Source organism: Dactylosporangium darangshiense, from assembly GCF_039537565.1.
Lineage (GTDB): Bacteria > Actinomycetota > Actinomycetes > Mycobacteriales > Micromonosporaceae > Dactylosporangium > Dactylosporangium darangshiense.
Genome location: NZ_BAABAT010000046.1, coordinates 81,392 through 95,089, shown reverse-complemented (window position 1 = coordinate 95,089; position 13,698 = coordinate 81,392). Strand labels below are relative to the sequence as shown.

Below are 13,698 nucleotides of genomic sequence, written 5' to 3'. Positions count from 1 at the left end.
AGTGCTGCCGATGATGACCGCCAGCCGTAGCCGGTCGTGCTCCGACATGTCCTGACCTCCGTCGCGGTCGTCTCCGGCTCGACGTGACCCACTGTGTCGCAGGCCGTTTACGGCTTCTTGCTCGCCGACTTACGGGAAAGCTCACACAACGCGCTCGTGGACATAACCTGGGACACTGCGGGCGTGCACCGCTCCGCACGGTCGTCAGCACCCAACGTCCATGACGAGCCTCATCGGGATGGGAGTCGGGGCCACCGTCCTGAGCACCGGAGCCTGGCTCACGGCACGCCACTGGCGACGCTGAAGGCCGAACAAGACCTCTGAGGTACGCGTGCCGACACGGCTGTCCTCGCAAGGAAACTCCGGCAGCAGCGGTCGAACGCCTCGGTACACGCACAGAGCTGATGAACGGATCGCCCGTGCCGCGTGAAACGCCGGCCTATCGCCGTCGCTCATCTCCGAGGAATCTGAGCCAGGCATGTAAACCGGACGCGAGGCCGCCGTGCACCTATCCGGTGAGGAGGTGTTCATGCCAAGCGATGCGTTCGGGGACCAGCAGCAGTTCAGCGAGTACTTCGCGGCCCGGCGAGACATGGTCCGGCGGACCGCGTACCTGCTGTGCGGGGACTGGTACTGGGCCGATGACTTGACGCAGGCCGCGTTCATGCGGTTAGCGGTGAGCTGGCGCAAGGTGCGGGATCAGGGCGCTCTGGACGCGTTCGTACGGACGTGTCTCGTGCGGGGGTACCTGTCCGAGGCGCGCCGGGCGTGGCGGCGCCGGGAGCTTTCGCACGCCGACGTGCCGGACACCGGGGCCGGGCCGGATGCGATGGAGCAGTCGGCGGCGCGGACGGCGTTCGCGGCGGCGCTGGAGAAGCTGCCGCCGCGGCAGCGGGCGGCGCTGGTGTGTCGCTACTACCACGACCTCGACGTGGCGGGGACAGCCGACGCGATGAGGTGTTCGGAGGGGACGGTGAAGAGCCACGCGGCGCGTGGACTCGCCCGGTTGAAAGAGCTGCTCGGGCAGGACCTGGAGCAGCGGCCGGCGACGATGGCGGAGGAGTGCTCGTGACTTTCTTGCGTGAACGGTTCCACGAGGCCGCGGCGAGCCCGTCACCGCCGAGCCGGCTGAGCGGCGACGAGGTGTATGTGACGGCGTGGCGGCGGCGCCGGGTCCGCAACCGGCTGGCGTCCGCGGTTGTGGGTGGCGGCGCGGCGGTGATCGTGGCGGCGGTGGCGGTGCTCACCACTGCCGGCGGACCGGACCGCGGTGCGCCCGCGCCGGCGGCAAGCGACGCGGCCTCGATGGCCCCTTCGGCTCGGCCGACGGCGATCGCGAACGGCCGCCCCGACATCGGCGACGGCGTCGTGCAGGATGCCGTGGCCACCGACCTCGACCACCTGTACGCGGTCCGGCTCCGGTGCGCCTCCGGGGACTACTCCTCGTGCGAGGGTGTGCTGTACGGCTCCGACGACGGCGGCCGCACCTGGACGGAGCGGAATCGGGACAACCCCTACCTGCTCGACGTGCCGGCGGCCGGCGTGATCGGCGCCTTGTTCCCCAAGGGCGGCAACTCCGCCGCGTGGCGGTTCAGCATCGACGGCGGCCGGACCTGGAAGGACCGGAAGTCCTCGCCGGGCACGATATCCGCCGTACCGGCCGACGGCTGGGCAACGTGCCGCGAGGACGACGAACAGGGTTTGTCGCAGTGCGCCGTGTACGGGGTCGACGCCAAGACCGGCGTGGAGAAGAAGCTGGCGCAGCAGCCGCCGACGATCACCCCGTCCGGCATCAACAGGGTGCCGTCCGGCGCCGGGCTGTGGGTTTCCGGGTTTGTCCCGCAGACCCACGTCGTCGGGGTATCGGTCAGCCGCGACGACGGCCGGACATGGTCGACGCATGTGTTCGGCCAGGGCGAGGCGGACTACCCGCAGGACATCAACAACCAGTCCGTCGGCATCGCCACCATCGACGGCACGACCGCATACGCCGTCGTCTCGATTGTCACCGACAACGGCCAGAACCGACTGCTGGTCTACCGCACCACCGACGGCGGGCTGACCTGGCAGCGGGCCGACCCCGGACACACGCTGCCGTGGGTACAGCACGGCGCGGACTCGTTCGTCGCCGCGGACGGCACCCACATCGTACAGACGGTGGTCGACAAGCCTGCCGAGTGGTACGCCGGCACCACCGGCGCCTACATCAAGCCAGCGCCTGTGAGCGGACTCGAGGGCACCGACGACATGCAGCAGCCGGTCAGAAACGACGCGCCCGACACGTACATCGTCTTCGACCGGACGGCCGTGTACGTCTCACCGGACGGCCTGCACTGGACTCAGCACCCGGTGAAGCCGTCCTGAACGGGCCGGGGCGGATCCGGCGGTCGAACGGCTTCTTGCGGAACCGCAGCAGCACCGCGCCGGCGGCGAAGGGGTGGCGCACATGGCGTCGCTGTACCCCAAGGTCGGGACCCAGCCAATTCGGGCTCCAGGCCGAGTAGCCGACCGCAACGCGCCCGCCGATCCCACAACGCAACTGCGCCTTCAGCCCGGTACACCGCCGATCGTCCATACCGCCAACGGGCCAAGCACCCCAAACCGCATGACGGCCACGATAACCGGATGCAGCCCTGCCTACGGCCACGCACGAGCTGCCTGAGCGGCGCCGTAAGCCGACGAGCAAGAACCCGTAAACGGCTTTCGACACAGTAGGCGGAACATCAGCGCCGACACGACGGTGTGATCCGGGAGGTGAATGGAATGGCGAAGCTCGCTCTGATGGGTCTTGCCCGCCTGGTGCGGCTTGACCGTGGCCGGATGGGCGGCCGGTACCCGTGGATTCCCTGATTCGGTGACAACGGTGGCCGTGCTGGTGCGGCCACCGTTGCGATCGCTCCGCGCGGCACACGCGGGCCCCGACCGCAGGGCGGCCGCGGAATTCAGACGAAGCATGTCCGTCCCAGGCTCAAGGGATCACAACAGGTCCACAGGTGAGTACCCGGCCGGGCCTCGCGGGCGGCGGTTGGTCGGCAACCGGTACGACTACGAGCAGGACCGTATCGCGTTCCTCCAGCGATGCCAGCGCTTCTACGGCGACGTGTTCGCCTTCAGCGCGCGGACGAGCGTCGTGACCGACCCCGTCCTCGTCCACGAGATCCTCGTGCGCACCAACACCGACTTCGGCATTGAGGCCGCCCTGTTCGACGACGCCCTGCCGGAGGTGACCGCGCGGCAGACCCCGACGGCGATGGCCGGGCGCAAGAAGAGCCGGCCAGGGGTCAACCGGGCGGCAGTCGACGCACACAGCGACCGCCTGGTCGACATCTTCCACGCCCGCCTGGCCCACGTCCTCGGCCGTGAGGTCGACGTGGCGGATGTGATGAAGTCCTTCATCATCCACGCGACCGCGGACTACTGCCTCGGCCGCGGGAGCGAGGAAGTCGCCGTCGCCGTCGCCGACGCGGCCGAGCACTCGACCGCACTGATGTCGAGCTCCCTGTCACTGCCGAGCTGGCTGCCGGTACGCGCGGTGCGCTCGGCGAAGACGGCCAACCGGAGGCTCGCCGAACTGCTGTACCAACACATCCGGCAGCGGCGCGCCCAGCCCCATGACACGGTCGGCGATCTGCTCGACACCATGCTCGTCAGCGACGGTGAACCGCTCGACGATGAGGCCGTCTACCGGACGCAATCGGTGATGCTGAGGGCGTCGCACGGCGTGCCGGGCACGACGCTCGCCTGGGCGGTGCTGATCCTCGCGCGCGAACCCGAGATCGTCGCCCGGATCCAGGCCGAGGCGGACGTGCTGGCACAGAGAACGGACCGGGCGGTAAGCGCTGATGATCTGCCGTACACCGAGGCGGTCGTGAAGGAGCTGCTGCGCGCTTACATCCCGACGTGGCTCCTGGGCCGCGAGGTGCGCACCCATACGACACTCGGCCGGTGGACGTTCCGCCCCGGCCAGCAGGTCATGATGCCTGTCTATCTGATGCACCGCGACCGGCGGTGGTGGGACAAGCCCGAGGAGTTCCTCCCAGACCGGTGGCTTGGGGCGCAGTCGCCGCACGCGCGGTTCGCATACCTGCCGTTTGGGGCCGGACCGCGGATCTGCCTGGGCAACCAGCTCGGTCTGCTGCAGCTGGTACTCGCGATCGCCACGCTGATACGCGACTACGAGTTTACCGTGGTCAACCCGGAGGCGGTCGTCATACGGCCGGAAGCGCTGTTGATCCCGGCGGGGCTGCGAGCGACCTTCATGCGAAGGTAGGGCTCCGTCAGGCCTCATGCGTTCGGACTCACACCGAGGACCGACCGACTGTGTGCCGTGATGGTCCTATATGTGGATTTCAAGTCGCTGTGAGCGCTCCTCAGGGGTCACCGAGACATGAAACTACCCGTCTCAACCCGGCGACCCCACGACACGCCGACCTAACAAAGCACTACTAAAGGCCGAGCGTTTCGAGGTTCACGGCCTCGGCCATGGCTTGGGCGCCCTTGTCGTTGAGGTGCATGCCGTCGCCTGCGTCGAGGTCGGGGTGGATGTAGTCGGGCGCTTCGGGGTTCTCGACGGCTCGAGCGACGTCGAAGACGTCGTCGAAGGTGTCGGTGGTACGGATCCAGTCGTTCACCTCGCGTCGCGCCGCGAGGCCCTCGGGGCTGCTGACCCCCGGGTAGACGGCGCCGGCGAACGGGCCGATGGTGGCGGCGAGGATCTTCAGGCCGGCACCGTGGGCGCGCTGGGCCAGGGCCCCGAAGCCCTCGATGAGGGCGTCGGCGGTGACGGGAGGCTCGCCGGACATGCCGGGCAGGCCGAGATCGTTGATGCCGAAGTGCACCAGCACGTGGGTCACGCCGGGAATCGAGAGCACGTCGCGGTCGAAGCGTGCCAGTGCGTGCTCGCCGACCTCGTCCCGCAGGAGGCGGTTGCCGGCGATGCCCTGATTGACCACCCATCCGCGCTTGAAGCGCCGGTTGAGGAAGTCCACTGAGCGGTTGTTCGCGCCGATCGTCGAGCCGACGCCCTCGAACCAGGAGTCCCCGAACGCCACGGCGATCGCGGTGTCGTCGGGGGTGAGCACGTCGATGCCCGAGACGAAGAATCGCCCTTCGACCTGCTCGGCCTCAGGGAGCTCGACCGACGTGACGTGGTTCCCGCCGACGATGTGCGCGGTTTCCGCCGGCTTGTGGGAGTAGGTGGCCAGACCGGTCTCGCCGAGCAGATAGAGGCTGAGGATCAGGTCGGTACCGGGGCCGACGGGCAGGTCCACTGGGTCGCTGACGGCCTCCTCGCCCGGGGCGACGGTGAGCCGCTCGGCGCCGTCGAAGGTGAGGGCGGCCTGCCGGTGCTCGGCGGCGACCGTCGCAGCGCCGACGGTCAACGGGCCGCGGCCGTAGCGATTCGTCAGGCGTACACGGAGGCGTTCGCCACCGCCCGCCATGTGCAGCACCTGGCGTACCGTCTGATCGGCGAAGCCACGCGGTTCGCTGAGTTGGATCTGCTCGTAGGGACTGATCACTGCGGTGCGGAAGCCGGCTGTCCAGATCATGTTCGCTCCATACGTTGGCGTTCGACGGTGTCCTGCTCCACTCTGGACGGGTAACTCTCCAACAGGAAGTGGGCACCTCAAGGTGCGTAGGTCACCCCCGGGTAGGAAGGACGTGTCGATGCCCACGAGGACCGCAGCTCAGCAGCGGGCAGAGGCGAAGGTGAGCTACGACGCCTTCCTGGCCGGCTGCCCCAGCCGCCAGCTGCTCGCCCGGATCTCCGACAAGTGGGTCGCGCTGATCCTGGCCGCGCTCGGCAGCGACGGTCCGCACCCGGGAGCGGACCGCGGCGATGAGCCACGGTCGATGCGCTATGCCGAGCTGTCCCGCCGGCTGGCCGGGGTCAGCCAGAAGATGCTCACCCAGACACTGCGTTCCCTAGAGCGCGACGGCCTGGTCGCCCGCACCGTGACGCCCACCGTGCCGGTCACGGTCACGTACGAGCTGACCGACCTCGGTCTCTCGCTGCAACACATGATGCGCGGCATCAAGACGTGGGCCGAGGCGCACATGGACGAGGTGCTGGCCAATCGCGAGGAGTACGACACCCACGTCGCCTGAGCGCCGACGAGCACTGGTCATCGCGACGGCGGGTGTTGCTCGTCACCGCCCGGCGGCCGGGCCGGGCGGGAGCACGCGGCCCGGTAGGCCGTCGGGGTGAGGCCCGTCGCTCGGACGAGGCGCTGGCGCAGCGAGCCGGCGGTGCCCAGGCCCGCGCGACGGGCAACCTGCGTCCATGGGTTTGTCGGCGGTCTCCAGGAGCTCGCGGGGCCGCTCGACGCGTTGCTGGAACTGGTGCCACGAGTCCGCGCGGACAGCCGCGACCGTGGCGTGCAGCCGGGCCACCGTGGGCCCGGGCCCACTGCCACCGCTTCGACGCGATGCTCGGAATTGACCAGCGACGGTCGCCCAGGGCTCCGGGGGACAAGGAGGCGGTGCAGGGCTCCGCGGCTGTAGAGCCCCTGCACTGTGTCCTTGGCGGATGGCTACTCCCGGCGTTTCCGATTCCGGGGCGGCAGCCAGCGCGTCCAGAGCCGCGTTTGGCGGGTCGCCTGCAGCTCGTCGGTCGACTGCTACTGCCCGTCGACGAGCACCGCCCGGATCGCGACGTCGAGGCCGGCCGGCTCGGCCGGTAGCTCCTCGCGCAGCGGCTGGACATCCCTGCCGGACAACTTCGCGACCTGCTCGGACAAGACGTAGAGCGGTTGCTCGGTCGGTGCCATGAGCATGACGCGCCACCGCCGGGCCACCGCGGGTCCGCGGCGATGGCCCCGAGCAGGCCGGCGCGTAGCAGCGACGACTTGCCGCTCCCGGACGCCCCGAAGCGCTTAACGCTCCCACCGCGCACCCGGCAGCGGAACGTACCAAGGGTTGTCCGAAGTTGTTTGTCCGGCCGCGGCCGCCCTGTCGGGCAACGTCCGTGGCGCCGATCGTGAATCTGCCGAACGATCTCGGTCGTCGGCCACGGTCGTGCCCTGCGCCGCGGGGGAGCGCAGGGCATCCGACACGTCCCCCGGGAACGGAGCACCTTATGGCTCGACACGAGCCACGGCAGCTGATCCCGCACCGTTCAACCCTGACGAAAGGAAGCAAGACAATGCTGAAGCGCGCCATCACGGCGATGACGGTCGCAGGGGTGCTCACCGGGGCGGCGCTCGCCGTGCCCGCCCCCGCCCTCGCCGACGTGGACCCGTGCGGGCCCACCGTTTCCTACGACCCCTGGACGGTGTCCGCCAACGGGACCAAGGCCCGCAAGTGGTACTGGTCCTACTACAACTGCGGCTCGGGCTCGGTCCGCCGCCTGGTCGACATCGACGGCGGCTCCGACAGCCCGTGCTACACGATCGCCGGGCGCGGCTACTCGCCCACCCTCATCAAGGTCGAGGTCGTGTACCGCGACGGCACGGTCGTCAACCACTACGTGACCACAAAGACCTGCTGAACGGCAACGGGACCGGCCGGCGCGTGCCGACCGGTCCCGTTCGGAGACGACTCAGGGACAACTGATCACGTTGGACGGAACGTTGCCGGCCTGCGCCGCCAGCCCGGTGTTGTTGATGACGTGCGTGATCGAGCCCTTGCCGAGCGACGCGGTCAGCACGCTGTGGAACTTCACGCACCACACACCGGAGATGTCGTCAAGATCTCCAAGGTCTCCAGCTGGGTCAATCAGATCTCGATCATCCGCTGCATCGCCAAGGCGGGTGTTGTAGGTTCTCGATAGATCTTCCGGTCTCTCATCGATCTGTCGGTGCACTTGTCGGTTCCGACAGATCGATGAGAAACCGCGTTGTCCAGGCGCGGCGTCGGCTGGACCGCGGTGCTGTTCGCCGCGCGAGCCAGCGAACGCCGACTTCGGTGGCAGTCGCAAGAGCGGGCGGATCGATGACTTCACTGCAACGCAACGGTGCCTGCTCGCCTGCCTGGGTGAACAACCCGGACCCCACGGGATGACGCTGCCGCCCGTAAGCGTCAAGTGGCTCTTCGGGCGTGCCGGACCATCGGTTTCGTCGAGGTTTCCAAGGTCAACTGTCTCTATCCTGTGTCCCATGTCCGGTGTGTGGTTAGGGATCGACTACGGTACATCTAATACAGTTGCCGTGTTACGTTGGCCAGACGGCCGGACGCGCCCGTTGTTGTTCGACAGTTCACCGCTGTTGCCGTCGGCCGTCTACGCCAGCGGCGACGGCCGGCTCATAGTCGGTCGAGACGCTGAGCGGAGCGCCCGGTCGGACCCGGCTCGGTTCGAGCAGAATCCGAAGCGCCGGGTCGACGACCTCGACGTGTTGCTCGGTGGCCACACATATCCGGTAATCGATCTCATCGCCGCCGTGCTGCGGCATGTGGGCGATGAGGCGAGGCGAACCGCAGGCGCCGCCGTCGGCAGGATTTCGATGACGCATCCGGTCACATGGGGGCCGGCCCGGCGTCGAGTGCTCGAAGCGGCGACGGCCCGGGCCGGACTGCCGGCTCCTCTGCTCGTGCCGGAGCCGGTTGCCGCCGCGGCATACTTCACCTCCAGCCTCGGGCACGTCGTGAAGCCTGGGCAGAGCGTTGTTGTCTACGACCTGGGTGCCGGCACGTTCGACGCCAGCGTGGTCCGGCGCACCCCGGCAGGGTTCGACACTCTCGCGTACAGCGGCCTCGACGACGTGGGCGGCCTCGACCTCGACGCCGTCATGGTGCAGATGATCATCGACGTCGTCGATCAGGAGGCGCCCGACACCGCGCGTCGGCTGCGCGAGCCGGGCACCGGCGACGAGCGGCGCCAGCGGATTCACTTGTGGCAGGACGCCCGTCAGGCTCGCGAGACCCTGTCTCGGGAGTCATCCGTCACCGTGTATCCCGCGGTGGGGCTCCGCGATGTCCTGATCACCCGCAACCAGTTCGAAGCGGCCGCCGCGGCGCTGCTGGAACGGACTATCCGGATCACCACCGCGACGGTCAAGGAGGCCCGGGTCCGACCCGACGATCTCGCCGGCTGGTTCCTCGTCGGCGGCGCCACCCGCACCCCGCTCGTCGCCACATTGCTGCATCGGCAGACCGGCCAGGCCGCCACAGTGATCGAGGAGCCACAGCTGGTCGTCGCGGAAGGCGCCTTGCGGGTCGTCGCCGGATACGTCGGACCCGCGGCGACCGATCTGGCGACACGGGCCGCGCGGACACCGCCGCAGCCGGCCTCTCCCGCGCCGCCCGCCGTTCCGGCGCCGGCCAGGCCGGCGGCAACCCCGACGACCCCGACGGCCACGCCGGGCCCGGCTGTCATCGCCGCAGCGGGGCGGCCCGGCGGGTCCGGAGCCACCCGCCCACCGACCCACCCGGCCGGCGTACCGCACAGCGGGCCTGCCGCGCCCGTCACTCGACCCGGCGCGGCACCTGCTGTCGCGTCTCGCGCCCCGTATGTCGTGCCGCCCGTGCCCGTGAATCGACCCGGCATGCCACCTGCTGTCGTGTCGCCGGCGCCGTACGCAGGCCCGCCGTTGCCCGCACCGCCCCGCAGAACGCGTCGTCGCTATCTGTGGCTCGCCGCTGTCATCGGGGTGCTGTTCGTTGCCTCCGCCGTCCTCGCAGCGAATGCGGCCGACATGTTCTCCTCGAGCGACCGCAACGCCGACACCGGCGCGACGCCGACATCTACTACGAGGTCGGTCGAGGACGTGGCGGCGCCGGATGATGGCCGTCCCCCGTTTCTGGGTATCAGCGTGACAGACCGTGAGGGCGGCGGGGTATTGATCGGCGCGGTGAGCCCGGGGAGTCCGGCTGCGAAGGCCGGCTTGCAAGTCGGTGACGTTATTGTGGAGTTCGCCTTGGACAACGTCACGACCGCCGATAGCTTTGTCGCTCTCGTTCGGCAGTACAAACCCGGCGACCGGGTCCCCATTGTGGTCCTGCGCAACGGTTCAACGGCCACCATTTTGGTGACGCTCGGGGCGGCACCCTGACGACTCGGTTCATGTCACGTCCTCGTGTGTCAGCCCTGGTCGATGCGGACGCCCGAGCGCCTGCACACGAGTCACCCGGCGGCGTCGCTCAGTGCCGTAACGACCGGAAGTCGCGTCGTGCTGCCGCGCGATCGCCCCGCTCACATTTCCAGTATCTGACGCTCCCGTCACCGTTCACCCGCGTCGGCGCGGGGGGCATGGCTGACCGCGAAGGACGGGGCCGCGTCGGGGTTCGACTGGTCGAGAGCATCAAATGCTCTGTACCCGCCTTGACCTGCGCGGTTGGGGTGGCGTCGTGCCGAGGCCTGACACGCACCATTGCCCAACGATGGCCTGCCGTCGACGTGGCTGGCTGTTCCGCAGCACTGAACGCGTGGCCGGGGCGCTGGCACCGTCGGGCGGTGGAGGGCCTCAGAGCCGCCCGGCGTCTCGCGGATCGAAAAGCTGAAACATTCTCGGTTTCCTGTTGACACTCACGGATGTCTATCAGACGCTGAGGTGATCTCACATCCGGCCGCCGGATCGTGCGTTCCGGCCCGCCTGAAGGGGCACCACCGCCATGTCCCTGTCGCTGCGCCACCCATCCCGCCGCGCCCGCCTGACCGGCCTGGCGTTCGGCGTCGCCCTCTCCCTCGTCGCGACCGCAGTTGTCGCCGTGCCGACCGCCTCGGCCGCATCCATCACCGCCAACGCCGACTCGCTCGACGGCACCTGCGCCACGCTGCGGATCTACAACGGCTCGAGCCCCGTCGGCTACGCGGTGCGTAGCGGGGCCGGCTACGGCTTCACCTCGTCCGCCTCCGCCGCCACGTCGTTCCGCCTGGAGGCCACCCAGCTCGGCCGCTACGAGGTGTTCGGCTCCGACGGCAAGCCCGCGTATCAGAGCGTCGTCGGCTTCATCATGGCCGGCGACTCGTACGGCGACCGGGCCGACTTCACCGTCGCCAAGGCCGGCGACCGGTACCGGTTCAGCGCCACGGCCACCGGCCAGGTCATGGGCTCGTTCCTGGGGAGCCTCGGCGGGGCCGGCTCCTCGTACACCGTCGCGCTCGCGAGCGCCACGGGCTGCTATACCCCGCCCGACATCGACCCGGGCGTCACCGGCACCGCCGCGCCGGGCGTCGACGGCGACGGCAGGCTCGTCGGGACGATCGACGCACACGCCCACATCACCGCCGCCGCCGCGTTCGGGGGCCAGATGCACTGCGGCGAGGCGTGGGCGGCCGGCGGCGTACAGGTCGCGCTGGCCGGCTGCGACACCCACCGCAGTCTCAACGTGGGCGCGCTGTTCGAGGCGATCGTCGGCGGCACGGACCCGGTGAACTCGCCGGAGGACGGCTGGCCGACGTTCGGCGACTGGCCGCAGCACAACTCGCTGCTGCACGAGCAGTCGTACTTCCGCGGCATCGAGCGGTCGTGGCGGGCCGGCCAGCGGGTGCTCAACGCGCTGCTGGTGGCCAACCGCGCCATCTGCGAGCTGTTCCCGTACCGCGACACCTCCTGCGACGAGATGGACCAGATCCGGGTCCAGTCCCGCTACCTGTACTCGATGCAGGACTACATCGACGCCCAGAGCGGCGGCGCCGGTAAGGGCTGGTTCCGCATCGCCACCACGCCGGCCCAGGTGCGCAGCATCGCCGCCCAGGGCAAGTTGGCCGTGACGATCGGCGTGGAAAACTCGGAGGTCTTCGGTTGCCGTGAGGTCAACGACGTCGCGCAGTGCACCACGGCCCAGATCGACGCCGGCCTCGACGAGCTGCAGTCCCTCGGCGTCTCCGGGATTTATCCGGTACACAAGTTCGACAACGCGTTCGGCGGCACCCGGTTCGACTCGGGCGTCAGCGGGGCCTTCGTGAACCTGGCCAACCTGCTGTCGACCGGTCACTGGTGGACCGCCACGAGCTGCACCGGCCCGTCGGACAACGAGCAGCCGCTCGTCAACGACGACCTGGTGCGCCTGCTGAGCTTCGGCGTCGTCGGGCTGCCGCCCGGCGCGGTGCTGCCGGTGTACCCCAGCGGCAAGATCTGCAACACGAGGGGCCTGACGAGCCTCGGGCGCTATCTCGTCCAGTCGATGATGAACCGCGGCATGATCATCCATGTCGACCACATGAGCGTGAAGACCGCGCAGGCGGTGCTGGACATGGCCGCGGCGGCCCACTACCCGGGCGTGACCTCGGTGCACAGCTGGTCGGACCCGGCCATGATCGACCGGGTGCTCGCCCTCGGCGGATTCGTGGCCACCTACGCGAACTCGGTGCCGGAGTTCCTCAACGAGTGGCGCACCAACCGTGCGGCCCCGCACGGGAACGCCATCGTCGGCTACGGCTACGGCACCGACGTCAACGGCCTCGGCGACCAGGCCAACCCGCGCCCGGACGCGGCCACGAACCCGCTGATCTACCCGTTCACGGCGCCGAACGGCACCACGGTGTACCGCCAAATGTTTGGCACTCGCACCTTCGACGTCAACAAGGACGGCGCCGCGCAGTACGGCCTGTTCGCCGACTGGACCACTGACCTCGTCCAGCAGGCCGGGGCCGACGGCCCGCTGCTGCGGCAACAGCTCATGGCCGGGGCCGAGTCCTACGTCGAGATGTGGGAACGGGCGATCGCCTGGTAGGTCACGACCGTGGCTCGATGCACGCTTCGGTGCCATGCACGCGGATCTGCTGCCCGTCGCGGATCCGCGTGGTGGCGCCCCGGACGCCGACGATTGCCGGCGGGCCGTGCTCGCGAGCGATGACGGAGCCGTGGGTCATAAGGCCGCCGACCTCCGGCATCGGCCAGCAGCCGAGCTGCTCGCTGTGTTCGCGGCAGTCCACTGGGGTCGGTCAGCGACCGTGACGAGCGGTGGCACGCTCGCTCGAACGGCGATGTAGGACAGGGCGGCGTGCCGCTGCGGCGTGCGGTCAGGTGGGTGTATCTCGTTGCCGGGGAGCGTTCGGGGCGGGTCTGCGGAGGTGTCGGTTCCGGACACCGGCTCGAATCTTGGGGCTCGTTGCTGCGGCCCGGCGGTGTGGTGAGGATGTGGCCGGACCGAGGTCCCGGTGGTGAGGGGACGCCGGTCCCGGACCACGGCGCCGACGGGCATGTGCCGTGACGCGGGGTGACCTGGCGTTGCCGGCCCGTCCGGAAGCGGCCTTCGCGGTGATCCAGACCCGGCCGGTCTTGAGTTCGCGGTAGTCGTGTTCGATCCGCCAGTGGACGCCCTTCGCAACCCCAGCTTCCGCAGCGGTCGAGCTGCTCGTCAGCCCGCCGCCGTTGCGGATGATGATCGCTAGCGCTGACGCCGTTGAGCACGACAACGGGGAACACTCGGGTGGTGTTGTGTTCGTAGGCGTTCAGGGTGGGGGCGTCGCCGGTGACGATTCGGTAAAGATCATCACGCTCGGCGCCCTCGGTGATGATGGCGGTCGCGCGGAACGTGCCTGTTCCGAGTTCGACCGTCACTGAGGGGGTGGCGCGAAGGTTGTGGAACCAGTCGGGGTGTGTCGGCGCGCCCGCTTTGGATGCCACGACGAAGACTCGGTCTCCGTCGACTCCGAATCCCAGTGGAACAGTGTGCGGTCTGCCGGTTCGGGCGCCGGTGGTAGTCAGGAGCAGGATCGGAAAATCCGGTCGTGCGACCGTTCCACCGTTTGTGCGGAGCTCTTCGATGATGCCCTTGTTGTAGGCGATGAACTCTTCGTTGCTTGGTGTTGGCATC

The 13,698-nt window shown here is 69.2% G+C and carries 11 protein-coding genes and 1 pseudogene; 7 read left to right on the top strand and 5 right to left on the bottom strand.

What is annotated here, in order from left to right; genetic code table 11:
* Positions 1 to 529: 529 nt before the first annotated feature.
* The 3 genes from ABD901_RS47350 (at position 530) to ABD901_RS47340 (ending at position 4,270) form a co-directional block, all read left to right on the top strand.
* On the top strand, positions 530 to 1,072 hold the full coding sequence (locus ABD901_RS47350; protein WP_345138543.1) for a SigE family RNA polymerase sigma factor: 543 nt from the start codon (positions 530 to 532) through the stop codon (positions 1,070 to 1,072).
* A complete protein-coding gene (locus ABD901_RS47345; protein WP_345138539.1) occupies positions 1,069 to 2,364 on the top strand; it encodes a sialidase family protein in 1,296 nt (431 codons plus the stop codon). Before ABD901_RS47350 ends, ABD901_RS47345 begins: the two co-directional genes overlap by 4 nt.
* 589 nt (positions 2,365 to 2,953) lie before the next feature.
* On the top strand, positions 2,954 to 4,270 hold the full coding sequence (locus tag ABD901_RS47340) for a cytochrome P450 (protein ID WP_345138535.1): 1,317 nt from the start codon (positions 2,954 to 2,956) through the stop codon (positions 4,268 to 4,270).
* Positions 4,271 to 4,445: 175 nt separating this feature from the next.
* On the opposite strand, the gene ABD901_RS47335 is transcribed toward ABD901_RS47340, so the two are convergent.
* Positions 4,446 to 5,549, bottom strand: a complete 1,104-nt coding sequence (locus ABD901_RS47335; RefSeq protein ID WP_345138532.1) for a GDSL-type esterase/lipase family protein — start codon at positions 5,547 to 5,549, stop codon at positions 4,446 to 4,448.
* A gap of 118 nt (positions 5,550 to 5,667) precedes the next feature.
* Here ABD901_RS47335 and ABD901_RS47330 point away from each other — a divergent pair, with 118 nt between their 5' ends.
* The gene (locus ABD901_RS47330; RefSeq protein WP_345138529.1) at positions 5,668 to 6,108 is read left to right on the top strand and encodes a winged helix-turn-helix transcriptional regulator; all 441 of its coding nucleotides are present in this window, start codon (positions 5,668 to 5,670) and stop codon (positions 6,106 to 6,108) included.
* Between the two features lie 512 nt (positions 6,109 to 6,620).
* On the opposite strand, the gene ABD901_RS47325 is transcribed toward ABD901_RS47330, so the two are convergent.
* Positions 6,621 to 6,776 (bottom strand): hypothetical protein, encoded by a 156-nt coding sequence (locus ABD901_RS47325; RefSeq protein ID WP_345138527.1) that lies wholly within the window; start codon positions 6,774 to 6,776, stop codon positions 6,621 to 6,623.
* Positions 6,777 to 7,144: 368 nt separating this feature from the next.
* Here ABD901_RS47325 and ABD901_RS47320 point away from each other — a divergent pair, with 368 nt between their 5' ends.
* Positions 7,145 to 7,489, top strand: a complete 345-nt coding sequence (locus ABD901_RS47320; protein WP_345138525.1) for a hypothetical protein — start codon at positions 7,145 to 7,147, stop codon at positions 7,487 to 7,489.
* 51 nt (positions 7,490 to 7,540) lie between these two features.
* On the opposite strand, the gene ABD901_RS47315 is transcribed toward ABD901_RS47320, so the two are convergent.
* Positions 7,541 to 7,804: a hypothetical protein gene (locus tag ABD901_RS47315; RefSeq protein WP_345138523.1), complete on the bottom strand. Its 264-nt coding sequence runs from the start codon at positions 7,802 to 7,804 to the stop codon at positions 7,541 to 7,543.
* Positions 7,805 to 8,096: 292 nt separating this feature from the next.
* Here ABD901_RS47315 and ABD901_RS47310 point away from each other — a divergent pair, with 292 nt between their 5' ends.
* A complete protein-coding gene (locus tag ABD901_RS47310; RefSeq protein ID WP_345138521.1) occupies positions 8,097 to 9,989 on the top strand; it encodes an Hsp70 family protein in 1,893 nt (630 codons plus the stop codon).
* A 559-nt stretch (positions 9,990 to 10,548) separates the two neighbouring features.
* Entirely contained in the window at positions 10,549 to 12,612 is a 2,064-nt protein-coding gene (locus ABD901_RS47305) for a hypothetical protein (RefSeq protein WP_345138519.1), read from the top strand.
* 1 nt (position 12,613) lies between these two features.
* Here ABD901_RS47305 and ABD901_RS47300 read toward each other — a convergent pair whose 3' ends face one another.
* Together ABD901_RS47300 and ABD901_RS47295 are read right to left on the bottom strand one after the other, a co-directional pair.
* Entirely contained in the window at positions 12,614 to 12,772 is a 159-nt protein-coding gene (locus ABD901_RS47300) for a PEP-utilizing enzyme (protein ID WP_380135374.1), read from the bottom strand.
* Between the two features lie 526 nt (positions 12,773 to 13,298).
* A pseudogene (locus ABD901_RS47295) lies at positions 13,299 to 13,697 on the bottom strand (nitroreductase/quinone reductase family protein); the annotation flags it as partial.
* Position 13,698: the final 1 nt, after the last annotated feature.